The sequence below is a fragment of the Methylocystis bryophila genome (genome assembly GCF_027925445.1).
Classification (GTDB): domain Bacteria; phylum Pseudomonadota; class Alphaproteobacteria; order Rhizobiales; family Beijerinckiaceae; genus Methylocystis; species Methylocystis bryophila.
In genome coordinates, this window is sequence record NZ_AP027149.1 from 510,242 (window position 1) to 537,078 (window position 26,837).

Consider the following 26,837-nt stretch of genomic DNA (forward strand, 5'->3'; position numbering starts at 1 on the left):
AACCTCCTCTCCCGCGAAGCGGGGGAGGGTTGGGGAGGGGGCGGCTCGCGAGAGGACTCAGTCTCCCGTCGTCACCAGCGCCAGCGGCGACGACGACGCGCGCGCCAGCGATACCACCAGACGTTCTCGATCTCCTCGTTGAGCACGAGCTTTTCCGGGAGCGGGAGGCTCGGCGCGGCGACCGCGGCGCCGGAGGCCGCAAGTGCTGCGGCGGCGAGCCCTGCGCCAGTCAGGAAGGATCTTCGGTTCATTCTACATTCCCCCGGTTGCCCTCGTCCCCGCTTTGGAGACTACGCATTTTCCGAAGCGGAAACGCGGCTACGGCCGGAAAGTTCCGTGGACGGGCGCCGTGCGCCGCCTAACGGGATCGCAACCCGCTGACGCGGGCCTATTTAGGTTAAGGCCCGATGGGCCCGGGCCGGCGTAGGCGCCGCTATTCTCCCATGTTAGCATAAGCATAGCCGTTCATGAGAATGGCAAAAAGGGGGTGGTCATGAAAAAACTGTTTGCTGCGCTGCTCGGCGCCACAATTCTTTCGGCCGCGGTATTTTCGGCGGCGACGCCGGCTTTCGCGCTGGGGGGCTGCGGGCCGAACGGCCATCGCAATGCGTGGGGCTATTGCGTCTTCGGAGGTCAAAACCAGGCTTGGTGCCTCAGAAGGACGGGGCATCCGGCCGTTCGCATGCCCAACGGCACGCTGCGTTGCTTCTGATGAGACGCGTCCTTTTTGGCGCGCTCTGACTCCTGCGTGAGCTCGACCGGCTGATTCAAGTCGAGCTCATTGCAAGCGGCGCTCCGCAGTCCGCGCTGTTTGTCTTGGTCTCTTTCTCGCTTTGGCTTTCAAAGACGCGCTGCCGATCCGCGCGGCGCCTCGCCGGCAAATCCCGCCGCCGCCTTTGACAACCCGGCCCCCGCCCTGCATTACAGCCGCAACCCCACAATCAGACCCGCGGCGCTCCGATGAGACCCGATCGCTATAATTTCGCCGTCGCCGAACCCCGGTGGCGCAAGGCCTGGGACGAGGCGCGGACCTTCGAGGCCGGCAAGCATCCGGAAAAACCCAAATACTATGTGCTCGAGATGTTCCCCTATCCGTCGGGGCGCATCCACATGGGCCATGTGCGCAATTATTCGATGGGCGACGTCATCGCCCGCTTCATGCGCGCCAGAGGCTTCGACGTTCTGCATCCCATGGGCTGGGACGCCTTCGGCCTGCCCGCCGAGAACGCCGCCATGGCGGGGAAACGCCATCCTGCGGAATGGACCTACGCCAATATCGCGACGATGAAGGCGCAGCTGAAATCGCTCGGCCTCTCGCTCGACTGGACGCGCGAGATCGCGACCTGCGATCCGCAATATTACGGCCGCCAGCAGCAGCTCTTCCTGGATTTCCTCAAGGCGGGGATCGTCGACAGAAAGCAGTCCAAGGTGAACTGGGACCCGGTCGACAACACGGTGCTCGCCAATGAGCAGGTCATCGACGGGCGCGGCTGGCGCTCGGGCGCGCTCGTCGAGCAGCGCGAGCTGACGCAGTGGTTCTTCAAGATCACCGATTACGCCGAGGAACTGCTCTCGGGTCTCGACACGCTCGAGCGCTGGCCCGAAAAAGTGCGGCTCATGCAGCATAATTGGATCGGCCGCTCGGAGGGTCTGCTGCTGCGCTTTGCGCTTGCCGCCCCGCTCGGCGAGGCGCGCGAGGTCGAGGTCTTCACGACGCGCCCCGATACGCTTTTCGGCGCGAAATTCGTCGCCATCGCCGCCGACCATCCGCTGGCCAGGGCCGCCGCCGAGAAGGACGAGAGGCTTTCCGCCTTCATCGAGGAGTGCCGCCACATCGGCACCTCGGTCGCGGCGATCGAGACCGCCGAGAAGAAGGGCTACGACACCGGACTGAGGGCCATCCACCCCTTCGATCCCAACTGGACGCTGCCCGTCTATGTCGCGAATTTCGTGCTCATGGACTATGGCACGGGCGCGATCTTCGGCTGCCCGGCGCATGATCAGCGCGACCTCGATTTCTCCAACGCCTATGGGCTCGGCGCGACGCCCGTCGTCTGCCCCGAGGGGACGGACCCCGCGGAGATCAAGATTAGCGACACGGCCATCGACGGCGACGGGCGGCTCATCAATTCGCGCTTCCTCGACGGCAAGACCGTCGCGGAGGCCAAGGAGGAGGTGGCGCGGCGCCTCGAGACGACCGCGCTCTTCGGGTCAGCCCAGGGCCAGCGCAAGGTCAATTACAAGCTGCGCGACTGGGGCGTCTCGCGCCAACGCTATTGGGGTTGCCCGATCCCGATCATCCATTGCGACGCCTGCGGGGCCGTGCCGGTCCCCACGCAGGACCTGCCGGTAAGGCTCCCCGAGGATGTCTCCTTCGATCAGCCGGGCAATCCGCTCGATCGCCATCCGAGCTGGAAGCACGTCGCCTGCCCGCAATGCGGCAAGCCCGCGCGGCGCGAGACCGACACGATGGACACTTTCGTTGATTCGTCTTGGTATTTCGCGCGCTTCACCGATCCGCACAATCAGGAGGCGCCCGCCTCGAAGGAGGCGACCGCGCGCTGGCTGCCGGTCGATCAATATATCGGCGGCATCGAGCACGCGATTTTGCATCTGCTCTATTCGCGCTTCTTCGCGCGGGCGATGCGTGATTCCGGCCATGGCGCCCTGGCCGAGCCCTTCGCCGGCCTCTTCACGCAGGGCATGGTCGTCCATGAGACCTACAAGGGCCCGGACGGCTGGGTTTCGCCGGCCGACATCAGGATCGAGGCGGGGCCCGACGGGCGGCGCGCCTTCCTGATCGAGGACAGCTCCGAGATCGTGATTGGTCCGATCGAGAAGATGTCGAAGTCGAAGAAGAACACGGTCGACCCTGACGACATCATCGAAAGCTATGGCGCCGACACGGCCCGGCTCTTCGTCCTCTCCGACAGCCCGCCCGACCGCGACGTGATCTGGTCGGACGAGGGCGCGCAGGGGGCCTGGCGTTTCGTGCAGCGCCTGTGGCGGCTCACCGGCGAGCTCGGCCGAGTCGCCGCGCCGGCCGGGACCGTCGCGCCCGCGCAATTTTCGCCAGAGGCCACGGCGCTCCGCCAGGCGACCCACCGCGCCATCGCTCAGGTCACGGAAAACGTCGAACGGCTGCGCTTCAACAGCGCCATCGCCCGCATCCGCGAATTCGCCAATGAGCTGACCGCGGCGCTCGACGCCGTGACCGAGGCGGGCGTCGGGCCGGACGCCGCCTGGGCCTATCGTGAGGCGGCGGAGGCCCTGATCCGGCTCGTCGCCCCGATGACCCCGCATGTCGCCGAGGAATGCTGGGCGGACCTCGGCGCGGCGGGTCTCGTCGCCGAAGCCGCCTGGCCGCAGGCCGACCCAATTTTGGTCGCAAAGGAAATGATAAGCTTGCCCGTGCAAGTTAACGGCAAGAGACGCGCGGAGATTCTCGTCGCGAGGGACGCGGGCGAGGAAGCCGTGCGCGCCGAGGCGTTGGCGCAAGAGGCCGTTCAGCGCGCGCTGGAAGGCCGCTCCGTGAAGAAGTTCATTCTCGTCCCGGGCAGGATCGTCAATGTCGTCGTCTAGGCCACGTTTTCTCGATCACGCCGCGATCGGGCGGGATCGCCCGGTGCCTGCGCGGGTCTCGAACCTTTTCCTGCGACGACTGGCCGCGGGCTTCGCCACGCTGACGCTCGCGGGCTGCATCGAGCCGATGTACGGCCCGCTCTCCTCCGCCCCGGACCTCGCAAACCAGCTTGCCTCGATCGAGGTGGGGCCCATCCCGGATCGCATGGGCCATTACGTGCGGGACGATCTGATCTTCGATCTCAACGGAACCGGGGCGGCGTTCACGCCGCGCTATCGGCTCGAGGTGAAGCTCGGCGAGCAGGTGCGCACGCCGATCGTCGACACGGTGACGGGGCGCGCGACCTCGGCTTCCGTCGTCATCAAGGCGGACTACAGGCTCGTCACGATACCCGACGGCAAGCTCGTGACGGAGGGCACGGCCTTGTCGCTCGCGAGCTACGACCGCTTCAGCAACCGGCTCGCCAATGTCCGCGCCGCCCGCGACGCCGAGATCCGCGACGCCAAAGTCATCGCCGAGAGCATCCAAACGCGGCTCGCGGTCGCCCTCGGCGGACCGCAGAACCCGCCCCCTGTCGACTTGTCGGTCCGTTAACCAAGCCGCCGCGGCTCGCGTCGCTCGCAGCGCGGTCCCTTAAACATTTTCGTCGCGCGTAACCGCACACCGCGGCGTTTCGTCGTCAAGGTGAGACTTTTCCCTGTTTGAACTCCTTTTGCAAACCGCTCGCGATAGAGATTAACGAGCGTCTGGCGTGAAGAAAAATTTCCTTTGCGCCGAGAGTGTCGAGGGGAGTCGAAGATGGACGACGTCGTTTCTGGCGAATTTGACCACAAGACGGAGACGACCGCACGGTCGGTGCAGTCCTACATCGACGAGGCGGCGCATTGGCGGGACGGAACGCCGCTCGTCGGCACGCCGATGACCCGCATGCAATGGCGGATCTGGTATCTCGCGGCGGCCGGCAAGTTTTTCGAGGGGCTGATCGTCTTCATGACCGGCGTCGCGATGCCGCTGATCGCACAAGAATTTCAGATGGGCAAAGCCCAGCACGGCGTCATCGGCGCGGCGAGCCTGTTCGGCATTTTGATCGGGGCGGTCGGCCTTGGCGGCCTCTCCGACCATTTCGGTCGCAAGCGCATGTTCATCGTCGAGATGTTCCTGTTCTTGGTGTTCCTTTGCCTCGTCTGCTTTAGCCCGAGCTATTTGTGGCTCGCTTTCTTCCTCTTTGGGCTGGGCGTCGCGCTGGGCTGCGACTATCCCACGGCGCATGTGATCATTTCCGAGAGCATCCCCAGCCGAATGCGCGGACAGCTGGTGTTGTCGGCCTTCGGCTTCCAGGCTCTCGGCGCGTTGACCGGCACTGTCGTCGGCTATCTCGTCCTCACCAACCTGCCTGAAATCAGCGCCTGGCGTTGGATGTACGCCAGCGCCATCGTCCCTGCGCTGGTCGTCGCCGTCGCACGCTTCTGGATCACCGAGAGCGCCCATTGGCTGCTGCTGAAAGGCGAGAACTCGGAAGCGGAAGAGCAGATCAGCCTGCTCCTGCAGCGGGAGCCGGCCTATCCGAAGACCGTCCGATTGGCCGAACCGAACGGGGAGGCCAACCGGGCCAATTTTCTCTCGTTGTTTGAGCGCAAAAATATCCGCGCGACGATTTTGGCCTCGGTTCCCTGGTTTCTCCAGGATCTCGGCACCTATGGCATCGGCATCTTCACCCCGACGATCCTTGCCGCCACCATCGGGCATAAGACGGAACACGTGCGCAACATTGCGGACCTCATCAACAACGACGTGCTCGCTGCCAAGGGCTCGGGCCTGATCGACGTTCTGCTCATCGTCGGCATCGTCTGCGCGTTCCTGTTCGTGAACAAATTCGGGAGCATAAAGCTGCAGATCTGGGGGTTCGTCGGCTGCGCCGTCGGCCTCGCCATTGCCGCCAGCTCGACCTTCTTCCACGGCGGAACGGAGATCGCGCTGATCTTCCTCGGCTTCATGACATTCAACTTCATGACCAATCTCGGCCCCAACGCGCAGACCTATCTCCTGGCGGGCGAGGTCTTTCCGACGAGCGTGCGTGGGACGGGCGCGGGCTTCGCGGCCTCCTTCGCAAAGATCGGCGCCGTGACGACAGCCTTTCTCTTTCCGATACTTCTCGCGGACATTGGAGAGCGCGCGCTGCTCCTCGGCCTCGTCGTGACCTCGCTCATCGGCGCTGTCGTGACATGGGCCTTTCAGATCCACACCACGGGCGTGAATCTGGAGGAGATTGGGGGCGAGTAGCGCCTAGCGCGTTTCCCGCTCGAACGGAATCGTTCGAGCGATAAGGAATCGCGCCAAATCAAAGGTGGAGCATGTCATGACCGGAAAACCGCTTCGCACTTTTCCGTGACATGCTCTAGCCGCGAGCAGGCCGCGCGCTCGCGCTGGGGCGCGCGCATCCGGCGAGCCTTTCTTTACGTCTCTGCGTAAGAATAGGGGCATGACCGATTCGAAGCAGCAGAAGCTCCTTTCCGCGGAAGCCTTCCTGGCCAGCGACGAAATTCGCGGGGAAGCGGCGGCCTGGCTCGAGACGCTCGCCTTCGAGAAGCGCTTCTCCCCGCATACGATCGAGGCCTATGGGCGCGATCTGCGGCGCTTCCTCGCTTTTCTCGCTGAGCATCGGGGTCGCCCCGCCGACGCGACGCTTCTCAAAGACCTCGAGCCCTCGGACCTGCGCGCCTTCCTGGCGCGCCGACGCAACGAAGGACTTGAAAGCCGTTCGCTCTTGCGCGCGCTGGCGGCGACGCGCTCCTTCATGCGCCATCTCGAAAAGAAGGGGCTCGGCCGCACCGACGTGTTCGCCGCCGTGCGGCCGCCCAAACGCCCGCATCATCTGCCAAAGGCGCTGGGCGTCGATGACGCCAAAGAGCTGATCGATCCGCGGACTCGTGCAGGCGAAACGCGCGAGCCCTGGATCATCGCGCGCGACTGCGCCGTGCTGGGCCTGCTTTATGGAGCCGGGTTGCGCATTTCCGAAGCGCTGTCGCTCTCCCGCGCCGAAGCGCCGATTGGCGCGACCGATCGCGTCGCCGTTCGCGGCAAGGGCGGCAAGACGCGCGTCGTCCCGGTGATCGAGCCGGTGCGACGCCTGCTTGAAAATTATCTGGCGCTCTGCCCCTACGAGCTCTCCGGCGGTCCGCTCTTCGTCGGCGCGCGCGGCGGACCCTTGAGCCCACGCATCATCCAGCTCGCTGTCGAACGCATGCGCGGCGCGCTGGGCCTGCCGGCCGGCGCGACGCCGCATGCGTTGCGTCATTCCTTCGCGACGCATCTTCTGGGACGCGGCGGCGATCTGCGCACGATTCAGGAGCTGCTCGGCCACGCCTCGCTCTCGACGACACAGATCTATACGGCGGTAGACAAGACGCGCCTGCTCGACGCCTATCGACTGGCGCATCCGCGCGCGCAATGAGCGCGGGTCGCGAGCTTGCGTTTTTTCAGCGCCGCCCCTGCTCGCGGCCCGCACCGCTTTCGTCCCGGCGCCCGCGCTTAAATATCGCTCGTCTCCCGATTTTTTCCGAGAGCATGCTTGCAACTGCGAATTTTTGAGATAAATCTCCAGCGAAATAACAAGGAATCGAGATGGAAGAGTTTCTCTCCGAAGGCGTCGCAATAGCCTATGTGGTTTTTGAACCCCGGGAGCAGGACCGTAACGAGCCGATCGTGCTTGTTCACGGTTTCGCCTCGACGCATGCCGTGAACTGGCTGTTCAACCAATGGGCTAAGACGCTCACGGAGGATGGACGTCGCGTCGTGATGCTCGACCTGCGCGGGCACGGCCGTTCGCAGAAGCTCTACGATCCCGAAGCCTACACTTTTGGCGCCATGGCCGACGACACGCTCCGGCTGATGGAGCACCTCGGAATGGATCGGGCCGATATCATGGGCTACTCCATGGGCGGCCGCGTCGCGACACAGCTCGCGCTCTCGCATCCCGAGCGCGTGCGCGCGTTGATCTTGGGCGGCGTCGGCGCCAACCTCCTCGCTCCCACGGCGCTCATGCCCGGCATGGCCGAGGCGATGGAGGCCGCGGACATCCAGGATGTCGATGATCACAGCCTCAAGATTTTTCGAGGCTTTGCCGAATCGACGAGAAGCGATCTGAAGGCGCTGGCGGCCTGCGCCCGAGGCCTCAAGCCGAGCTTCGGACCGCAGGATCTGGCGCGGGTCGAGGCGCCGACGCTGATCTGCGCCGGCACGCGCGATGATGTGGCTGGCGATCCGCATCCGCTCGGAAACCTCTTCAGGCAGGCCGATGTCATCGACATCCCCGGACGCGATCACAACCGCGCCGTAGGGGATCGAGTCTTCAAACAGGCCGTGCTCGAATTTCTGGCGGCGAGACCATAGATCGCGCTGCGTTCAGCCGACATCGCCGGAACGCAAAAGATCGCGATCGATTGCAAGAGCATGAAGACCGCCCGATAAACGCCGGCTTCGGCCTCGCCTAAGCGTTCGAACGCGCTATGTCGGGCCGAAAGGAGCGTCGCGCATGGCCCTGGCGAATTCTGCACCGGCGAAACTGTCTCCGGACCCTCTTTTCCGACGCCTGCGCGCGGAGGCGGAGGCCACGCTCAAAATCGAGCCCTTGCTCGCGACGCTTCTCAACGACACGGTCCTCGCTCAGGACAGCCTCGAGACGGCGGTGGCGCATCGCGTCTCGGAGCGCCTCGCCGGCCCTGAGGTCTCCGGCGCGTCGATTCGCCGCGCCTTTGCCCAATATTTCGAACGAAACGGCGAGGCGGAAGCCATTCTGCGCGCGGATCTCCTTGCCGTGCTCGAACGCGACCCGGCCTGCACGCGCCTCCTCGAGCCCGTCCTCTACTTCAAGGGCTTCCACGCCATTCAGGCGCATCGCGTCGCGCATGCCGCCTGGCTCGGCGGCCGCAGCGACTTCGCGCTCAGCCTGCAGTCGCTCTCCTCGCAGAAGTTTCAGACGGACATCCACCCCGCCGCCCGGATCGGACGCGGCTTTTTCCTCGATCACGCGACGGGCGTCGTGATCGGGGCAACCGCGGTGATCGAGGACGAAGTCTCGATGCTTCACGCGGTGACGCTGGGCGGCAGCGGCAAAAAGAGCGGAGAGCGGCATCCCAAGGTCAGACGCGGCGTGTTGATCGGGGCCGGGGCGCAGGTCTTTGGCAATATCGAGATCGGCGCGGGCGCGCTCATCGCCGCGGGGTCCGTGGTGCTCGAAGACGTGCCCCCGCATAAGACCGTCGCCGGATCGCCCGCGCGCGTGGTCGGCGACGTAACGCAGGCCGAGCCGTCGCTTGCGATGGATCAGGTCCATGACGTGATCGATTCGGGCATATAGCGATCGAGACAGCTCTATGGAGAATTCTGTGGCGCGAAAGGGATTGAATAGAAAGCCCGACGTTCTGGAAGCTCCCCGTTAAGACTTCCAGATTAACATCAAATACATCGAGTCTCGCGCCGCGGCTTCGTTTGCTTCCGTCCGTCTCCTCCGCCGAGCGACGGCCCGTTGCAGCGCGCGCCCGCGGGGTTCTCCTTTGCGTTCGCGTGCAGCATGAGCGAAATCACCGCCGAAATGATCGAGAGGGGTCGGGGCGCCGACCCCCGGCGCGCCGCCGAGCGCCGCAAGAGCGGCGCGCGGATCCAACGGGCGCGGGAGCGGTCGGCGGCCTCCGACGCCGTTCAGGCCGGCCACGACCGCGAGCTTTTGCGCATTTACGCGACCGCGCGGCTCGACTCCGCGCTTTCTGCGACGACGCTCATCGCCCTCGTCGGGCTCTGCAGCTTTTGGTGGGCGCGGTCGAATCTGCCTATCCTTTGGGGGGCGGCGGCCTTCGCGAGTCTCCTGATTTGCTGTTGGGCGGCCAAGAGCTTCACTGAAGTCGAGGATTTGAAGCTCAATCCGGGTCGATGGACCGCGCGCCTTGCCCTGGCCGAGTGCGTCCACTCGGCGATTTGGGGCGGCGTGGCGCTGGTTGTCGGCAGTTGCGACGATCCCAAGGCGCAGATTTTCACGATTGGGATGTTGCTGCTCGTCTCCGCCTTCAATTGCGTCGTCACCGCGGCGGCGCCGCTCGCTGCCTATGCGGCGTCCATCCCGATCATCTGCGCCACGTTCTGGATCATCGGCTTTCACTCTCTCGGCGACCACTCGACGGCGACGCTGGCGCTCGTTTTCCTTTGCGCGGCGCAGCTCTTCTTCCTCCTGTTGGCGCGGCGCTTTCATCAACTCTCCTTCGAGAGCGTCTCTCATCGCTGCGAGAAAAGCGAGCTCATCGCCGAGCTGGAGCAGGCCAAGGCGAAATCCGATGAGGCGAGGCGACGCGCGGAAGAGGCCAATCTCGCGAAATCCCGCTTTCTCGCCACGATGAGCCATGAGCTGCGCACGCCGCTGAACGCGATCCTCGGCTTTTCCGAAGTGCTCAAGAACGAGATCTTCGGCGCGCATTCCAACCCGAGCTACAAGGATTACGCTAACGACATCCATTCGAGCGGCCAGCATCTCCTGACGCTCATCAACGAGATTCTCGATATTTCCCGCATCGAGGCCGGCCGCTACGACCTGAAGGAGGAAAGCCTTTCGCTCGGCGCGATCGCGCAGGACTGCCGTCACCTGCTCGCCCTGCGCGCGCAGAAGGGGGACCTTGAGCTCGAGGAGCTCATCGAGCCCAATCTTCCGCGGATCTGGGCCGACGAGCGGGCCATGCGCCAGATCGTGCTCAACCTGCTCGCCAACGCGATCAAATTCACGCCGCGCGGCGGTCTCGTCACGATCAAGGTCGGCTGGACGAGCGCGGGCGGCCAATATTTGTCGGTGAAAGACAACGGCCCCGGCATTCCCGAAAATGAGATCGCGGTCGTCCTGTCCTCATTCGGGCGCGGCTCGCTGGCGCACAAGCATGCGGAAGAAGGCGCGGGGCTGGGGCTGCCGATCGTGAAGGGGCTGATCGAGCTGCATAACGGAAGGTTCCTGCTGCGCTCCAAGCTGCGCGAGGGCACGGAAGCGATCATGGCGTTGCCGCCGCAGCGCGTCATGGACGCGCTGCCGCATATCGAAACCGACGCGAAGCCGATGGCGCGGCAAAGCTTCGTCGCCACGTCCCCTTAGGGAGCTGCGGCGGGCGCAGGGCTCGGGCAGTTTGGCGGTTCGAACCGACGCATGGCGCCAAAGCGCGCCACGAGCCGAGAACAGGCCTGCGCCCCAGCTTGAAATTCATAATGAGGGCACGAGATATTCGAAAGTATTACGGCCGGCGTTCAGCCTGGGCGTGGCCAGCATGGCTGTGACCGCCTCAAATCGAATGGCTGCTAAATAACCAAACGCAAAGGCTATTCAATGTCAAAAGTAAAATATATCTCATCACAAGACGAGATTCCCGCAGGACAAAAATACGTTCTGATTACGTATGGCGAAGCTTCTGAGCATACTCCTCATCCGTGCGGCCTTACTATTTCAGTGGCCAGCACTGCGAGCGAGCTTAGCTTCTTAGCAGCTGTTCACACAGGCAAGCAAATCGCCAAGCACGGGGGGATATCAGATGTTTTTGTCTGCGACACTGTAATACGAGGACCAAAGCCCATTCCTAGCGAGCCGTTCATTTTCATTCCTCCGTATAAAGAATTAAGCTCGAATGTCGTTGGCTTGGACGTCTACAATGAAGAGAGGGAGAACATTGGCAAAATAAAGGATATAGCTTTAGATCCAAACGGTCTAAATGGCTATATAATAAGTGTTGGAGAATTTCTTGGGACAGGCGATCACTATGTCGTAGTGCATCCTTCGGCAATCAGCTTCAAGGCCAAGGACGATAAATGGCACGCCACCATGCATGTCGATGCAGATAAGCTGAGAGCTGCGCCAGAATACAAATATTCCAGCAAATCCTAACAATTACAGCCAAGTTCGGGCCGGCTAGAAATTGGGGTCGTATAAATGTGCTTGACCCAAAGCGTCAGGGCAGCGGGCTCCTCGTTCCATGCCGCCGCGACGCCATCCCTGAGAGTTTGACCCTGGCTGGGCATCGGCTCCGCCAAGCGGTTTGATACAATCCTCCAAAGCCTCCCGCGCCAACGCGTCGATATTTCCCCCCGCGATGAGTTTTAGAGACTGCGGCGGCCCGGTCTCTTCGACAAAGACCACTCTTTCCCCGTCCATATAGGCGTCCATCCGGATCGCCGGAAAGCGAGAGCGCGTCAGGGATTACGCCAAGCATATCGCGAAGCGCCTGCGGCGAATGGAATAATTCGCGCTTGTTCCAGAGGCGCTCGTGACGGCGCAGCCGAGCTTCCTCGCCACGGCTCGAAAAACGCGCGCCCCCCGCCTCCGCGGTGGAGCCTTTCGCTTGCGGCTTCGCGGCCCTCCAAAGGGGAGGAGAACAATGCCCGCAAAGTGTTCGTCGCCCCCTGCGCTTTAAAGGAAAATTTAGTTTCAACCGCGCCGGAAGACGCGTATTTTTTACCACGTTCCCTCGTGGAGAGTTGATTTGGGCGCGGCGGAATACGCCAAAACGAGCATCCTGGTCGTGGAAGACGATAGCGAGCTGGCCGAGGCGATCGGCCAGGAGCTGACGCGCCGTGGCTATGAGGTCTCCTATGCCTTCGATGCCCCGCAAGGGCTCTCGAAAGCCCAGACCGGCGAATATCATCTCCTCATTTTGGATCGCATGTTGTCGGAAGCGGATGGCCTTTCGATCATTCAGGGGCTACAGCGCTATCAGATTCTTGTTCCGGCTCTCATCATCAGCGCGCTCGATGACGTTGACGAACGAGTCAAGGGACTGAATGCGGGCGCCGACGACTATCTGACAAAGCCATTCAGCTTCGCGGAAATGGGAGCGCGTGTCGAAGCCCTGTTACGCCGGCCGTCGCCATCGCAACAACTACTCCTGCAGGCGGGGAAACTCTCTCTCGATCTGTTAAAAAGAAAGGCTTTCCTTGATAACGAGGACGTGGACCTGACACCGCGAGAGTTTGAGCTTTTGGAATATTTTATACGACGGCCAAGCCAACTCATAACCCGACACATGCTGCTACAACAGGTCTGGAAACTGCGCTTTTCGCCACAGACGAACGTCGTTGACGTTCATATCAGCAAGCTCCGGAAAAAAATCGATTCTCAAAGGGAGTCATCTTACATACGGAACGTGCGGGGCGCGGGATTTATATTTGATGCAGGCGCGTGAGATTTTTACATCTTTTATGTTTCGTAGGGCCATCATATTTGTCCTGCTGTTTTTAGTGTCATATGCCGCTATTTTTATGTTTATCTATTGGCAGATGGCGTCATTTGAATTTACCCGGATAAAAAATCTCCTGGAGCAACAGGCTCACGCACTCTCTCTCGCTCCAGAAGATCAGATTCATTGGAGCATCAAAAGACAGATTTATGCCGACTTGCGCCAAGTAACATTTTCGGCGCTCTTCGACAGGGAGCGAAGGTATATCGAGGGCAACATCAAAGCGATCCCTGACTCATTGCCTATTGACGGGATGGCTCATCAAGTTGCTCTTCGAGACCTCGACGAGAACGATCAGTCCCTGGAGCCGAACCTGTTTGTCGCCCAGCGACTGCCGGACTCGCGAATTCTCTTGATTGGCCGGAGCATTCTCGATCTCGGAAAACTGAAGGAAGCCGTGCTTCAGGCGCTGCAAATTGGCGTGCTGCCAATGGCTTGCATGGCGATCATCGTCGGCGCGGTCTTCAGTCGGCAAATGAATTCACGGCTCGCTCGAGCACAGAGAACATTGAGCCTGTTTCAAAAAGGACGCCTCGACGAGCGCCTTCCCATAAGCGGCCGTCGCGATGAATTGGATATTCTGTCTACGCAGGTGAACTCTCTATTGATGGAACTCGAACGGGTCGTCAATGAACTGCATCATGTCGGCAATAACATGGCTCACAACCTTCGAACACCTTTGGCTCGGGTGCAAGCCTCGTTGGAAAACGCCCAGCGGCTGATGCCGGAATCGGAGGCCGCATATGCTTTCGTCACTCGGGCCATTCAGAGCCTCGAACAGACTTTCGCCCTCACGACCGCCTTGTTGCGCGTCGCGCAAATGGAGTCCGGCAAAGCGCGCGGCTCATTCTGCTTGCTGGATCTCTCGGAGTTGATCCACGAGGTCGCTGATCTCTATGAACCGGTTGCGGAAGCAAAAGGAATCGCCCTGGAAATCGCCGTGACCACGGCTAAAGTTAGGGGCGACCGGGACCTATTGCTGGAGGCCCTCGCGAATCTACTGGACAATGCAGTCAAATTTTCGCCGGAGCACGGCAGCGTGAAGATCTCTTTGTCACAGGCGCGCTCAGGGCCCGTCATTTCGATCACCGACACGGGGCCAGGCATCCCAGACAGAGAGAAATCCAAAATCTTCAAGCGATTCTACCGCGGCCCGCATAGCAGCCAAATCCCGGGCAATGGCCTCGGCCTCACGCTCGTGGCGGCGATCGTCCGGCTTCACAATTTCTCTCTTGAAGTCGAAGACGGACCTCCGGGATCTGTCTTCCGGCTGCGCTGCGTCGCCACACCCGATGTAGCGAATGCGCCGAGCGCGTCAGAGCCGCGCGGTTGAGCCTCGACCCGCGACTGGCGACACAACACTTGTCAGGGAATAATCAGAAAAGGTTCTCCCTTCCGGACAGTGTAAGCGATTAGATATTTTAGCCGGGCGGCTCGATCTGGATTGCGGAAGACCAGATGCGGACGACCAGCTTCGTCTTGATAACTATCGCCAGCCTTGAAAGTCCTTAACTCCTCTCCGGCGTATTGGGACTCGGCGACGCCTTCGAGAACGTAGTTATGCGCGACCGTAGGGTGGTGATGAGAAGGAAGACCGACGCCAGGAGGATAAGTATTCAGCAACAGCTTAAACTCCTCTCCCGTCTGTTCGTTCACATGCCTTTGGAGCGTAACCCGTATGACGCCGTCCGGCGAAACGCTCGTCGCGCTCGCCGATGAGATCTGGTCGGCAAGCGTGGACTTTGAGAACAGGCACAACGCCCCGGCAAATCCGCCAACAAACAAACGACGGCGGAGATCGACCTCAATCCGCTGCGACGCCATCTCCGCCGCCAGCGACAGTGCATTTTGACTTTTCATAATGCGCCTCGCAGGAGGATGCCTTTTGACTACAGTAACACCGTATCGCGGATCTGCGGTGACAGGGATTATTTGTCGCTGGATTCGGCCGCGGCGGCGATTGGCCTTTGACGCGCAATTTTACAATTCATATCATGTCACGGTAACGCATGAGGGCGCCGGAAACTCCGAGATGCGCCGGGCTGGACGGGATTGTGATCGCAGATGTCTGGCGCCGTTTGCGGCGCTCGCTTCAGCGAACAAAGGACCCGCCGCAACGGGCTGATCCTCTGCTCTTCGCGCCGCGCACAGGGAAGCAATCACCATGTCCGAGCCCAGCACGCCTGCTCCCAGCAGCGGCGCCCTCGTCCTCTTTTCCGGCGGACAGGACTCGACCGTCTGTCTCGCGCTGGCGCTTTCGCGCTTCGAACGCGTCGAGACGATCGGCTTCGACTATGGCCAGCGCCATGCTGTCGAGCTGACCCAACGGTCGCGGATCAGGGCAGGCTTATCGGATCTCTTTCCCGAATGGCGGGCCCGCCTGGGCGAAGACCACAGCCTCGCGATCCCGACGCTGAACGAGATTTCCGACACGGCGCTGACGCGGGACGCGGAAATCGTCTTCTCGGCGGATGGCCTGCCCAACACCTTCGTGCCGGGCCGCAACATCCTCTTTCTCACCTTCGCCGCGGCGCTCGGCTATCGGCGTCATATTGGAACGCTCGTCGGCGGCATGTGCGAGACCGATTATTCGGGCTATCCGGACTGCCGCGAGGCCACGATCAAGGCGACGGAGCAGGCGCTTTCGCTCGGCCTCGACCGGCCGATGGAGATTCTCACGCCCTTGATGCACATCGACAAGGCCGCCACCTGGCGGCTCGCGGAAGAACTCGGCGGCGAGGCGCTCGTCGCGCTCGTCGTCGAGGAGAGCCATAGCTGCTACCTCGGCGATCGTAGCCGGCGCTTCGACTGGGGCTATGGCTGCGGCGAGTGCCCCGCCTGCACGTTGCGCGCGGCCGGCTGGGAACGCTATCGGGCGGGCCGATGACGGCGCCGGCCACGGCTTGATCGGCGCTTCGATTTAGGGCATAGGCTCCCACAACGACGCGCTGGGCGGCTTTCCCGGCGAGAATGTCTGTTTGCCGAGGAAAGAACCATGAAGGTCCGCAACTCCCTGAAGTCCCTGCGCAATCGCCATCGGGCGAACCAGATCGTGCGTCGCAAGGGCCGCGTCTACATCATCAACAAGGTTCAAAAGACCTTCAAGGCGCGCCAGGGCTAGAGCGCGACGCGAAAGCTGCTTTTCGCACAACTCGCGCTCTAAACTTTTAGAATCGATCACGCCGCGTTCAGGCGACCCCGCCCGAACGCAGCGTGATTTGGAGCGTTCCGGTGTCTGTTCAGACTGCGGGAAACGTTCGACGCGCCGAGATGGCTGACACCAGCGCCATCGACAAGATCTGCCAGCGCAAAGGGCGCCTGTAACTCGTTCGGCGGTCGAGCCGGCTATCGACCACCTGAAATCCGAGATCAGAACGGGCCGCAACTTCCTTGCCCACAGCGCTCGCGGCGCAGCCAACGCCCTTCTCGCCGCCGCCGGCTACAACGTCAGACCCCTGCTGGGGCCTGGTGGGGGCTCGTGCTTTTCATTGAGGCTGCCCTGGCCGTCCACCGCTCAGAGCATGTCACGGAAAAGTGCGAAGCGGTTTTCCGGTCAGGACGTGCTCCAAGCTTTTGATTTGGCGCGGTTCCTTATCGCTCGAAGGATTCCGTTCGAGCGGGAAACGCGCTAAGCTTGGGCGTCGACGAGGGCGATGAGTCCCTGAAGGAGCGCGACGGGGTCTGGCGGGCAGCCCCGAATGTGCATGTCGACGGGAATAACTTCGGAGACCGCTCCGACGCAGGCGTAGCTTCCCGAAAATACGCCGCCGTTGAAGGCGCAGTCCCCGACGCCGACCACCCATTTGGGGTCCGGCGTCGCGTCATAGGTTCGAAGCAGTGCTTCCCGCATGTTCTTGGTGACGGGTCCCGTCACCATCAGCACGTCGGCGTGGCGCGGCGACGCGACAAAGCGCAGACCAAATCTCTCCAGGTCATAGTAAGCGTTGCTGAGCGCGTGAATCTCCAGCTCGCAGCCGTTGCAGGAACCCGCGTCGACCTCACGGATCGATAAGCTGCGGCCCAGCCTCCGCCGGGTCGTGGCGGCGAGGGTTTCCCCGAGCTTGGCGACGATGTCGTTGTCCAGAGTGGGCGCGGGCTCCGTGAGCGCGTTTCTCAGCAGGCCTTGCAACAGCAGTTTTTTCATCAGTGCGCACTCGGCTTAACGGTCGTGCCCCGAGTAGGAGCAATTGAAGGATTTGTTGCACAGAGGGAAATCGGCGACGATGTTCCCCTTGATCGCGGCTTCCAGCAACGGCCACTGGAACCACGACGGGTCCCGCAGGTGCGCGCAGCGAATGACGCCCTTTTCGATGCGCAGCCAAGCGAGCACGTCGCCGCGGAAACCTTCGACAAGTGACGCGCCCTCGCAGACTTCCGCGCGGCTCGCGTCGACTTTCGTCGCGAGCTCGCCGTTCGGTAGGCGGTCAAGCACCTGCTTGAGGATTTGGAGAGAGGCCTTCACTTCGTCGAAACGAACCCATACGCGCGCGTCGACGTCGCCCCCGGTTGCCGACCCGACATCAAATGAGAGCGAAGGATAAGGCGCGTAGCCGATCGCCTTACGCGCGTCGAAAGTTCGGCCCGAGGCGCGGCCGATAAAGCCGCCGCACGCAAATTGCGCCGCGAGCCGCGGATCGAGGACGCCGGTCGCGACGGTACGATCCTGAAGGGAGGTCGTGTCGCCATAAACGGCGATCAGTCGCTGCAGGCGGGACTCGATCCGTTCAACAAGCGCGCGCAGCGCGGCGATCCCCGCGGCGGTCAGATCGGCCATGACGCCCCCGGGAACCACGCGATCCATCATAAGCCGATGGCCGAAGCATTCGGCCGACGCCCTCAGGATTTCTTCGCGAATGACGCCGCAATGTGCGAGCATCAACGAGAAGGCCGCGTCGTTGCAGATCCCTCCGATATCACCGAAGTGGTTGGCGAGTCGTTCGAGCTCAGCCATGAGCGCCCGCAGATGCGTCGCGCGCTCGGGAACCTCGATCTCGAGAGCCGCCTCGACGGCCTGCGCGAAGGCCAGGCCATAGGCGACAGTACTGTCGCCGGAGACGCGCGCCGCGATTTTTGCGGCGTGATCGATGGGCGCTCCCTGTAGGAGCTGATCGATTCCCTTGTGGACGAACCCCAGCCGCTCCTCGAGTCGGACAACCACCTCGCCGTTAGCCGAAAAACGGAAATGTCCGGGTTCGATGATGCCGGCGTGAACCGGTCCTACCGGAATCTGATGGAGGGGACCGCCCTCGACAGGGAGAAACGTGTACGGGTCGCCCCCCGCCTCCGCAGTTTCCGGCCCGGCTCCGGGATGGCGGAGGCCCCATCGGCCGTGGTCGAGCCAGCGGCGCCGGTCCGTTGCGCCTTCCGCCTCCAAGCCGAAAAGATCCCGGATCGCCTTTTCCAGCCTGATCGCGGGCGGATGGAGATATCCCACCGCGGGATAGGATTTTTCTGCGCCGCAGTCGAAGGAAACGATGCGGACAGTGTCCTTCTCGAAGACGCCCAGATAGACCCAGGCGCCGTCGCTCCAAAGGCTGAGCATGTCGCTCGCGCCGCTTGCAATCTCCTCGATCGTGCGCTTCCACCCCGCAGCGCCAACCACCTCTCGCGGCCACGGGCGAGAAGGAATGGGGAAAGCCGACGAAGCCAGTTTTTCTTTTTGGAGCATGCCAACCATCTGCGACCCCTTCATTCCTACCCAAGAAGATTCGCGACGGTCTTGAACCACGCGACGAGATAAGGAGGCAGATACAGACCCGCAATCAGAACGAGGCCGAGATGAACGGCTAGCGGCGCGAAGGAAGCCTGAACTTCGCCGCGGCTCTCGCTCGGCTCACCGAAAGCCATGCTCGTCAGTCGCATGAGGAGAGCGCCGAAGGCGAGAAGCAGCCCGATGACGAGAGGAACAGCTAGCCACGGCTGCCGTGCGAAGGTGGAGCTGACGACGAGAAACTCGCTCATGAAAACGCCCAAAGGCGGCATGCCACAGATTGCGAGCACGCCCACGACAAGCCCCCAACCCAACAACGGATGGCTGACCGTCAGGCCGCGAATGTCGGCGATCTTCTGGGTTCCCTTGACCTGAGCAATGTGGCCTACCGCGAAGAAGATCGCCGATTTCGTCAGGCTGTGCATCGCCATGTGCAGAAGGCCGGCGAAATTGGCGAGCGGGCCGCCCATGCCGAAGGCGAAAGTGATGATTCCCATGTGCTCGATAGAGGAATAGGCAAAGAGCCGTTTGATGTCGTCGCGCCTATAGAGCATGAAGGCTGCAAAAATGAGGGACCCGAGACCGAGAACCATCAGCATGGGGCCGGGCGTCACTGCCGCGGCGTTCGCCGTCAGAAGCATCTTGAAGCGGAGAACGGCGTAGAGCGCGACGTTCAGCAGCAGTCCCGACAACACCGCGGAAATCGGCGTTGGACCCTCGGCATGCGCGTCGGGAAGCCATGCGTGCATAGGGGCGAGCCCCACCTTGGTCCCGTAGCCCACCATAAGGAAAACGAAAGCGAGATTGAGCAGTCCGGGGCTGATTCGAGCGGCCTGGCCCATCAGGGACGACCACACCATCGCGTCATATCCCTCGCCCAGCACGGGCTCGGCGGCCATGTAGACGAGCGTGGTGCCGAAGAGCGCCAGCGCAATGCCGATGCTGCCCAGAATGAAATATTTCCAGGCGGCCTCCAGAGCCTCATGCGTGCGATAGATGCCAACCATCAGGACGGTCGTCAGCGTCGCCACCTCGACGGCCACCCACATCAACCCGATGTTGCTCGCAAGCAGAGCGAGATTCATCGCACACATCAGAAATTGATACATCGCGTGGTAGAATCGCAGATTGGAGGGCGTGAGCCGGCCGGTCTCGATCTCATGCGCGATGTAGCTGGCGCTGAACACGCTTGTCGTGAAACCCACGAGAGTCGAGAGCGCGACGAAGACGATGTTGAGGTCGTCGACGAATAGGAAGCTTCCGTCCGCCTTCCCTTTGAGAAGGAGAACGATCGCCAGGAAAAACGTCACTGCGCAAGCGACGACGTTGTTCCGCGCCGACCGGCGATAATCTCCCTCTCCCATCGCGAGCACGCAGGCGGCAACCGCCGGGGTCGCGACGAGGGCGGTGGACAGCGAGAAGACTTCCGAGATCATCGACGAGCCTCCCGCACGCGATCAAGTTCCAACAGGTCAACTGTGTCGAAGCGCTCGCGAATGCGAAACAGGAAGATCCCGATCACGATGAAGGCGACGAGAACGGAGAGAGCGATGGAGAACTCGACCACGAGCGGCATCCCATTGGCGCCGGCGGCGGCGAGAATGAGCCCGTTTTCGAGCGACATGAAGCCGATGATCTGGCTGACCGCGTTTCGGCGGGTCACCATCATCAGAAGACCGAGCAGGATGATGGAAAGCGCGAATCCCACATCCTGACGCGAGAAGGGATCATCCCCCTGACTCGTCACCCTGAGCACAGTGACGAAGGACAGCGCGACGAGGGAAATGCCAATGAGCATCGTCGGCCCAATTCCGCCTACGACTTCGACCTCTCGGTGAATGCGTAGCCGCTGTATGATTTGTTTGAGGCTCAGCGGAATGATGAGAGCTTTGAAGACCAAGGCGATCCCGGCCGTCACATAGAGATGGGGAGCCTCCTGCACGTAGGCCTGCCACGCCACCGAAAGCGTCAGCAAAAGAGCATGCAGCGCATACACGTTGATCAGGCCGGAGAGACGGTCCTGGTAGAGCAGCATGAAGCTGACGAGCACGAGGCTGCCCGCGAGAAACTGCGCGATGTCGAGCGAAAGATTCGTCATCAAAGGCTCCGAGTGACGAAGAGGAGGAGAGTTCCCAACAACCCCAGCATCAGCGCGATCCCGAGATACTCTGGAACCCTGAACACGCGCATCTTCGCCGTGGATACTTCGAAGAGCGCGAGCAGGAAGCCCGCGGTGGCGAGCTTGAGGACATAGAAGACCGCGCTGATCGCCATCGCTTCGAGCCCCGCGTCGTGGCTCGCGAGCCCGAAGGGGAGGAAGATACAAATGATCAGCGAGACATAAAGTAGCAGCTTGAGAGCGGAGGCCAGCTCGATGATCGCCAAGTGACGGCCCGAATATTCGAGGATCATGGCTTCGTGCACCATGGTCAATTCGAGGTGGGTCGCTGGATTGTCGACGGGTATGCGGCCGTTCTCGGCGATCGCGACGATCAGAAGGCTGACCAAAGCGAAACCGACCGAGACTCTCAGCTCGGGGTTCGACGCCATATGGGCCGCCACGACCGACAGCTGGGTCGAACCCGCGACCAAGGACACGATGAACACGATCATGATCGTCGCCGGCTCGGCGAAAGAGCCGAACATCGCCTCTCTGCTCGAGCCAATGCCGCCGAAGCTCGTTCCGATGTCCATGCCCGCCAAAGCCAATGTAAACCGCGCCGCGCCTAGTAGAGAGGCGATCGCCAGCAAATCGGCCACCCAGCTGAACGTCAATCCAGTCGCGAAGGTCGGCACGAGAGCCGCGGCGACCCAGGTCGTCGCGAAAACGACGTAAGGCGCTGAGCGGTAGAGCCAGGAGGCGTTGTCCGCGATCACGGCCTCCTTTCTCAAAAGCCGAAGCAGGTCGTAATAGGGCTGCAGGACGGGAGCCCCGCGACGGCGCAGGAGACGCGCCTTCACTTTGCGCGTGAAACCGATCAGGAACGGCGAGAGCGCAAGCACCAGCAGCATCTGCGCCCCCTGCGCGAGGAGGTCTAGAATGAGCGTCATAGCGCGATGATGATCAGCGAGGCGACGAGCGCGACGAAGACGAGGGCGAGATATCCTTGGATGCTGAGGAAGTTCACCACGTTCAGTTTCTCGGCGCCGAACCAGACCGCCGTGGATATCGGCGTGTAGAAGTATCTCATGAAGCGATCCCCGATTGTGACCGTGAAGCTTGCAGCTCGCGTCTCCCCCGGTAGGGGCATGTCCAAGCTCTCGTGCACTGAAAAGGCGAAGGCGCCAAACGCCCTTCGAACCGGCTGCGCGAAGCTGCTCGCGCTGTATTGCGTCATCGGGCTCGGATCGACGTAACCGCAACCCCACGCAGGTCCTCGGCGCGTGTCGCGCGAGCCATATCTGTGAATGAGCTTGGCGACGCCTACCGACGAAATAATGATGAAGGCGAGCACGAGAAGGCCGTTGTAGAGACTACGGCTCTCGGCGATTGGGGCGATCGTCATCCAGGGAATGGCGTCCTGCGCCGGCATCCTGCCGCCGACATAGACGGCTGCGGCTGGCGAGATGGTGTCGATCATATAACCGGGCAGAACGCCCGCCAGCAGGCAGAGGGCGAAGAGACCCGCCATCGCGCCAAGCGACCATTCATCGGTCTCTTTCGCCGTCTCCGCCGCAGGCGATCGAGGCCGGCCGAGAAAAGCTATTCCGAAGGCGCGGACATAGCAGCCGGCGCCGAGAGCGGCGGTCAAAGCGAGCCCCACGCCGACGGCGGGAACGATCAGCCTCAGAATCCACTGCGGCAATGATGGACTGAGCAGGATCGCTTGGAAGGTCAGCCATTCGGAGACGAAGCCGTTCATCGGCGGAAGCGCAGCAATGGCCACGCAGCCCCCGAGAAATAGAAAGGCGGTTTTGGGCATGCCGTGGATCAGTCCGCCTAGACGCTCGATGTTCCTCTCGCCGGTAGCGGAGAGCACCGCGCCCGCGCCGAAGAAGAGCGTGCTCTTGAAGAGCATGTGGTTGAAGACATGGAGCAGCGCCGCCGTGAAGGCCAAGGCGGCCGGCACGGCCTGGCCGTTGGCTTTGAAGGCGAGGGCGAGGCCGAGCGCGATGAAGATGATGCCGATGTTCTCAATCGTGCTGTAGGCCAACAGTCGCTTCAGGTCGGGCTCGATCGTCGCAAACAGCACACCGACGAGCGCGCTGAGGGTGCCGAAGACGAGCGGATGAATGCTCCATAGGAAGTCCGGTGGCCCAAGAAGATCGAACGCGACACGGATAAATCCGTAGACGGCGATCTTGGTCATAACGCCGCTCATGAGCGCGGAGACATGGCTCGGAGCCGCGGGATGCGCGAGCGGAAGCCAAATGTGCAGGGGAACGAGTCCGGCTTTCGAGCCGGCGCCGAGAGTCACCAAGAACAGCACCACGCCCGCTTTCCAGGGCAGCCTGGACGCCTCGCGGATCGAGGCGAAATCATAGGCGCCGTCGACGCCGCCAAGCACGCCGAAAGCCATGAGCAGGCATAAAGTGCCGAAGCTCGCCATGGCGAGATAGATATACGCAGCCTTCCTGTTCTCGACGTCCTCATGGTGCGTTAGCACCAGCGCCCAGGAAACGAGGGACATGAACTCCCAGGAGACCAGAAACGTGAAGGCGTCGTCCGCCAGCACAACGGAAGTCATGCCTGCGATGAAGGCCGGAAAGAAAGGCAGCACGCGCGACGGATGCTTTTCATGCGCGCCATATCCGACGCCGTAGAAGCTGGCCGCCGCGCCGCCGATGCCAATGACGGCGACAAAGAAGGCGCTGAGCGCGTCGAGACGGAAGTGCATGCCGATCCACGGAATGCCGAGCGGCAGGGTTGTCGTGAGAATGCTCGCGCCTCTCGGAATCATCACCGCGAGGGTCAGCGCCAGACTGAGCCCGGCGCTGTATTTGTAGATTCGCTCGCTGGCGTTGTCCCGTCCTCCTTGAACGATTGCAAATCCCGCGAGGCCGAGCAGCGCGCCGACGCATGCCAATGCAAAGTAGAGCGGCATAGACTTCCTTTACCTTAAAAGGATGTTTCCAATGGCGCGACTGAAGGCTCCATTGGCTCGGCTCGCGAGCGATCCTCCCGCGCAAAGGAGCGCGCTTGAGTGAAGGCAGGACGCTTGCGCGGCGCGAGTGGATGATTGGAGGTCGGCACGGTCTGCTCGAGGCCGTGGAATTCGGTCCGCCCGCCATTCCGCTCATAATCTTCGCAGAAGTGATGCAAATATTCCATCACCGTGTGATCGATGCTCGCCGCCTCGGACAAGTCGAAGACGACCGTCTTCTTAGGTGGCAGGGCCGCGAGATCCCCCTTCAGGAAGAGGTAGTTCCCGAAGAAGGCGGCGCCGCTTATCCGAACCTGCAGGACCCCGGGCTCCGTCTCGACGACCCTGTGGCGCAGGCTGACCACCTCGCCCCATTGGACGCTTCGCAGGAAGTGGAAGAGGAACTCGGCGACGATGCCAATGCCGACGCCGATCAGCAGATCCGTCGCAAGCACGCCGATGATCGTGATCACGAATACGGCGAGCGCGTCCCAGCCGACCTCCAGCGTCTTATTGAACTCCTTCGGCGAGGCGAGGCGATAGCCCGTGAAGACAAGTAGCGCAGCCAGAGAGGCGATCGGAATCTGATGGATCAGCTTCGGAAACAGCGCCACGAAAACCAGCAGGAACAGACCGTGGAAGAAGTTGGCCCATCTGGTCTTGGCGCCGTTGGTGACATTCGCGGAGCTGCGGACGATTTCCGCGATCATCGGGAGACCGCCAATCATTCCGGAGATGGCGTTTCCGGCGCCGACCGCGGCCAAATCCCGGTTAAGGTCGGACGTGCGCCGATAGGGATCAAGCTTGTCGACCGCCGCGGCGCTCAAAAGGCTCTCCAGGCTCCCGACCAGGCAGATCGCCACGACCTGCACCCAGAATTCTCCCTTGCTCACTAAGGAGAAATCGGGAAACGCAAAGCCCGCGAAGAAATTCTCCGGAAGAGTGACCAGAAATTTGGGCCCCACGGCGAATTCGTGATGCGACGGAAACGGCTTATCCGGCAAGAAGAGATAGAGATGCTGATGTTCGAGGTCGAAGTAGCGCCCGAGCGCCATGCCCACGATGACCACGACCAGAGGCGCGGGGATCATCTTGACGTAGCGGTTGGTAATGATCGACCAGAGGATGAGAATGCCCAGGCCGAGTCCACCAATGATCGCCACCTCGGGGTTCAGGTTGAGGATGCTAGAGGGTATGGCGCCGATGGTTTGGAACAGCGACTCCGCATCCGGCTTAACGCCCAGCATCAGATGGACTTGTTTCGCCATGATGATGATGCCGATCGCCGCCAACATGCCGTGGACCGCGGAGGTCGGGAAGAACGCGCTCAGCTTGCCGGCTTTGAATATGCCGAGAAGCATCTGGATGACGCTGGCGCAGACGATGGCGGCCAGAGTGTAGCGATATCCCGCGACCGCATTGCCGCCGCCGAGTGCGTGCACGGATTCCAGGATGACCACGATCAGTCCTGCGGCAGGGCCATTGATCGTCACGAAGGAGCCGCTGACGCGGGACACCAACAAGCCGCCGACAACGGCGGAGATGATGCCAGCCTGAGGCGGAAAGCCGGAAGCCATCGCGATGCCGAGACACAAGGGCAAGGCGATGAGAAACACCAGGAAGCCGGAAAGCACGTCGGCGCGCCAGTTCTCGACGAGACCGGCAAAACCTGTTCTTGGGAGCGCACAATCTGACATCGGTTTCATCTTTCCTATTGTCGTTCGCTGTCGGCTCTCATTGCTATTTCGCAACCGAGAAACATGCTTCGGCTCAATGCCGATTCAGTAACAGCATCCGAGTGGAGTTGTTTTTCTGAAGCGCGTCTGTATTTCATCCGCCGTCATTGAAGCGCGCGCCCCCCAAGCCGCGTCCAACGCCCCGCGCTTACTTGTCTCATCTTCGATACGAGCACCGCTCGCAGCGCCAACCACACCTAATTGAGCGGCGCCTAGCTCATTTCGAAAGCGCGACCTTCTCGATGGCTTCCACGAAAGTCTCGTGGAGGCGGGAGGCTGCGGAAATCGCAGCGCCTAAAAAAGCGGCCGGCGCCGCTAGGAGTGAGGCAGCCTTGGCGCGGGAATTTTTCGCTTTGGCGTTTTTCATGTGCAGTTCATCCTTGTTTTTACGAGGACAACGCGATTTTCTGAATCGCGTTTGTCAGTTTTGTTGCAAAGAGGGCGCCGCGGAAAGCTCGACGCCAGAAGGTGCGCCGGTGAGCGTCGCAAACAACGATGGCGGGTTAAGGGACACAGAAGCTAACGTGGTGAAAACCACCGCAGCTAGAATTTCCCGCTTCATTGTATCCTGCTCTCCGACTTCATCCCGTTTCAGTTGCTTTTTCGTAGTCGTCAGCGCCGCTCTCGCGATCTCGATTCTCTGTCGGCCTCTCTGTGCCGCTCGCTAAGCAGGGGTGAGCTCCTTCGAATCCGGCTGACAAGCGAAGCTCCCCGAGCGTCGATATGTTGCGGGCGCCGCGACGAAGAAGGAGGCTACCAATGTCGCAACACGACCTTTATACGTCGTGTTGCGACATAACGCAAGCATTCTCTCTCGTAACTGGGATCATGTTGTCGACCTCCTGCTCTTCCGCACGTGGAATGAAGGATCCGAGCCTCGCAGCGCGTGCAAAAAAATCATTCCCATTTTCAGCGCACGATGGAGTGCCTCGTGGACTTCAATGCGCCAGCGAACGTCGCCGCCCATTTGGTCTCAAGTTGGAGCAAGAGAGCGCGTCCCGATTGCGTCGAATCACGCGATCGAGAAGGACTCGCTCCGGATCAAGAAGTTTAGAGCGAGCGCCCTGCTATGACTGACGCGGCAAAAATAGAGTTTGACGCATAAGGGCGCCATGCCGAAACCGAGGCCGGCGCATAAGGAAAACATAAAGGGGGGCTAGGCCCTCTATTGCTCACAATGTCTTGGCGGCCGCGAGCACCGCCAAGGGCGATGAGGCCGGGAACAAGGAATACAGCGATATCTTGGTTCATTGAGACAGACTCCCACTGATGGCGGCGCGGTTGCGCTGCTCTCTCAAGTAGGAGTCATCAGCCTTTGCGGCGGTTACGGGGGCACCCCATCCCCTGGATGGCACCAATACATGGGAAGCCATCTCAGCAGTCAGGTACAGAGGTTCAAGAAGAGAGTCAACCCGCGTTGCAAATCGAGATTGCCGCGTCCAGCTGCGCGTCCTTCTCCGATGTGCGAGCCCA

General features: G+C 61.7%; 22 protein-coding genes and 1 riboswitch. Of the genes, 13 read left to right on the forward strand and 9 right to left on the reverse strand.

Features of this window, described 5'->3' with window-relative positions:
* Positions 1–71 precede the first annotated feature (71 nt).
* A complete protein-coding gene (locus tag QMG80_RS02355; protein WP_085771358.1) occupies positions 72–251 on the reverse strand; it encodes a hypothetical protein in 180 nt (59 codons plus the stop codon).
* Between the two features lie 242 nt (positions 252–493).
* Here QMG80_RS02355 and QMG80_RS02360 point away from each other — a divergent pair, with 242 nt between their 5' ends.
* The 11 genes from QMG80_RS02360 to QMG80_RS02410 all read left to right on the forward strand — a co-directional run bounded on the left by QMG80_RS02360 (position 494) and on the right by QMG80_RS02410 (position 14,167).
* A complete protein-coding gene (locus QMG80_RS02360) occupies positions 494–712 on the forward strand; it encodes a GCG_CRPN prefix-to-repeats domain-containing protein (protein ID WP_085771359.1) in 219 nt (72 codons plus the stop codon).
* 248 nt (positions 713–960) lie between these two features.
* Positions 961–3,582, forward strand: a complete 2,622-nt coding sequence (leuS, locus tag QMG80_RS02365; RefSeq protein ID WP_085771360.1) for a leucine--tRNA ligase — start codon at positions 961–963, stop codon at positions 3,580–3,582.
* Entirely contained in the window at positions 3,569–4,177 is a 609-nt protein-coding gene (locus QMG80_RS02370) for a hypothetical protein (protein WP_085771361.1), read from the forward strand. The genes leuS and QMG80_RS02370 overlap by 14 nt, the downstream gene beginning before the upstream one ends.
* 204 nt (positions 4,178–4,381) lie before the next feature.
* A complete protein-coding gene (locus QMG80_RS02375; protein ID WP_085771362.1) occupies positions 4,382–5,863 on the forward strand; it encodes an MFS transporter in 1,482 nt (493 codons plus the stop codon).
* A 199-nt stretch (positions 5,864–6,062) separates the two neighbouring features.
* Positions 6,063–7,034: a tyrosine recombinase XerC gene (locus QMG80_RS02380; protein WP_085771363.1), complete on the forward strand. Its 972-nt coding sequence runs from the start codon at positions 6,063–6,065 to the stop codon at positions 7,032–7,034.
* A 170-nt stretch (positions 7,035–7,204) separates the two neighbouring features.
* The gene (locus tag QMG80_RS02385; protein WP_085771364.1) at positions 7,205–7,972 is read left to right on the forward strand and encodes an alpha/beta fold hydrolase; all 768 of its coding nucleotides are present in this window, start codon (positions 7,205–7,207) and stop codon (positions 7,970–7,972) included.
* A gap of 142 nt (positions 7,973–8,114) precedes the next feature.
* Entirely contained in the window at positions 8,115–8,939 is an 825-nt protein-coding gene (gene cysE / locus QMG80_RS02390; RefSeq protein WP_085771365.1) for a serine O-acetyltransferase, read from the forward strand.
* A gap of 213 nt (positions 8,940–9,152) precedes the next feature.
* On the forward strand, positions 9,153–10,706 hold the full coding sequence (locus QMG80_RS02395; RefSeq protein ID WP_085773621.1) for a sensor histidine kinase: 1,554 nt from the start codon (positions 9,153–9,155) through the stop codon (positions 10,704–10,706).
* A gap of 228 nt (positions 10,707–10,934) precedes the next feature.
* Positions 10,935–11,486, forward strand: a complete 552-nt coding sequence (locus QMG80_RS02400; protein ID WP_085771366.1) for a PRC-barrel domain-containing protein — start codon at positions 10,935–10,937, stop codon at positions 11,484–11,486.
* 595 nt (positions 11,487–12,081) lie between these two features.
* The gene (locus QMG80_RS02405; RefSeq protein WP_085771368.1) at positions 12,082–12,780 is read left to right on the forward strand and encodes a response regulator transcription factor; all 699 of its coding nucleotides are present in this window, start codon (positions 12,082–12,084) and stop codon (positions 12,778–12,780) included.
* Positions 12,767–14,167 carry a sensor histidine kinase gene (locus tag QMG80_RS02410; RefSeq protein ID WP_085771369.1) on the forward strand — a complete coding sequence of 467 codons (1,401 nt, stop codon included), beginning with the start codon at positions 12,767–12,769 and terminating at the stop codon, positions 14,165–14,167. Before QMG80_RS02405 ends, QMG80_RS02410 begins: the two co-directional genes overlap by 14 nt.
* Positions 14,168–14,199: 32 nt before the next feature.
* On the opposite strand, the gene QMG80_RS02415 is transcribed toward QMG80_RS02410, so the two are convergent.
* The gene (locus QMG80_RS02415) at positions 14,200–14,694 is read right to left on the reverse strand and encodes a cupin domain-containing protein (protein ID WP_085771370.1); all 495 of its coding nucleotides are present in this window, start codon (positions 14,692–14,694) and stop codon (positions 14,200–14,202) included.
* 304 nt (positions 14,695–14,998) lie between these two features.
* On the opposite strand from QMG80_RS02415, the gene queC reads away from it, so the two are divergent.
* Positions 14,999–15,721, forward strand: a complete 723-nt coding sequence (queC, locus tag QMG80_RS02420; protein ID WP_085771371.1) for a 7-cyano-7-deazaguanine synthase QueC — start codon at positions 14,999–15,001, stop codon at positions 15,719–15,721.
* 108 nt (positions 15,722–15,829) lie between these two features.
* Positions 15,830–15,955: a type B 50S ribosomal protein L36 gene (gene ykgO, locus QMG80_RS02425; protein WP_085771372.1), complete on the forward strand. Its 126-nt coding sequence runs from the start codon at positions 15,830–15,832 to the stop codon at positions 15,953–15,955.
* Between the two features lie 507 nt (positions 15,956–16,462).
* On the opposite strand, the gene QMG80_RS02430 is transcribed toward ykgO, so the two are convergent.
* Genes QMG80_RS02430 through QMG80_RS02460 form a run of 7 tightly spaced genes read right to left on the reverse strand, consistent with a single transcriptional unit; the run spans position 16,463 to position 25,325 of the window.
* Positions 16,463–16,978, reverse strand: coding sequence for an NADH-quinone oxidoreductase subunit B family protein (locus QMG80_RS02430; RefSeq protein WP_085771373.1), 516 nt, complete (start codon positions 16,976–16,978; stop codon positions 16,463–16,465).
* A gap of 15 nt (positions 16,979–16,993) precedes the next feature.
* Positions 16,994–18,511: a hydrogenase large subunit gene (locus QMG80_RS02435; protein WP_245300172.1), complete on the reverse strand. Its 1,518-nt coding sequence runs from the start codon at positions 18,509–18,511 to the stop codon at positions 16,994–16,996.
* A 17-nt stretch (positions 18,512–18,528) separates the two neighbouring features.
* Complete coding sequence (locus QMG80_RS02440; protein ID WP_085771374.1) at positions 18,529–19,980, reverse strand: hydrogenase 4 subunit F; 1,452 nt, start codon at positions 19,978–19,980, stop codon at positions 18,529–18,531.
* A complete protein-coding gene (locus QMG80_RS02445; RefSeq protein WP_085771375.1) occupies positions 19,977–20,642 on the reverse strand; it encodes a hydrogenase-4 component E in 666 nt (221 codons plus the stop codon). The genes QMG80_RS02440 and QMG80_RS02445 overlap by 4 nt, the downstream gene beginning before the upstream one ends.
* Positions 20,642–21,595 (reverse strand): respiratory chain complex I subunit 1 family protein, encoded by a 954-nt coding sequence (locus QMG80_RS02450; RefSeq protein WP_085771376.1) that lies wholly within the window; start codon positions 21,593–21,595, stop codon positions 20,642–20,644. The genes QMG80_RS02445 and QMG80_RS02450 overlap by 1 nt, the downstream gene beginning before the upstream one ends.
* Positions 21,592–23,589 carry a hydrogenase 4 subunit B gene (gene hyfB / locus QMG80_RS02455; protein WP_085771377.1) on the reverse strand — a complete coding sequence of 666 codons (1,998 nt, stop codon included), beginning with the start codon at positions 23,587–23,589 and terminating at the stop codon, positions 21,592–21,594. Before hyfB ends, QMG80_RS02450 begins: the two co-directional genes overlap by 4 nt.
* 14 nt (positions 23,590–23,603) lie before the next feature.
* Positions 23,604–25,325: a SulP family inorganic anion transporter gene (locus tag QMG80_RS02460; protein WP_245300174.1), complete on the reverse strand. Its 1,722-nt coding sequence runs from the start codon at positions 25,323–25,325 to the stop codon at positions 23,604–23,606.
* 1,331 nt (positions 25,326–26,656) lie between these two features.
* A riboswitch (Fluoride riboswitch) is annotated at positions 26,657–26,718 on the reverse strand.
* Positions 26,719–26,837: the final 119 nt, after the last annotated feature.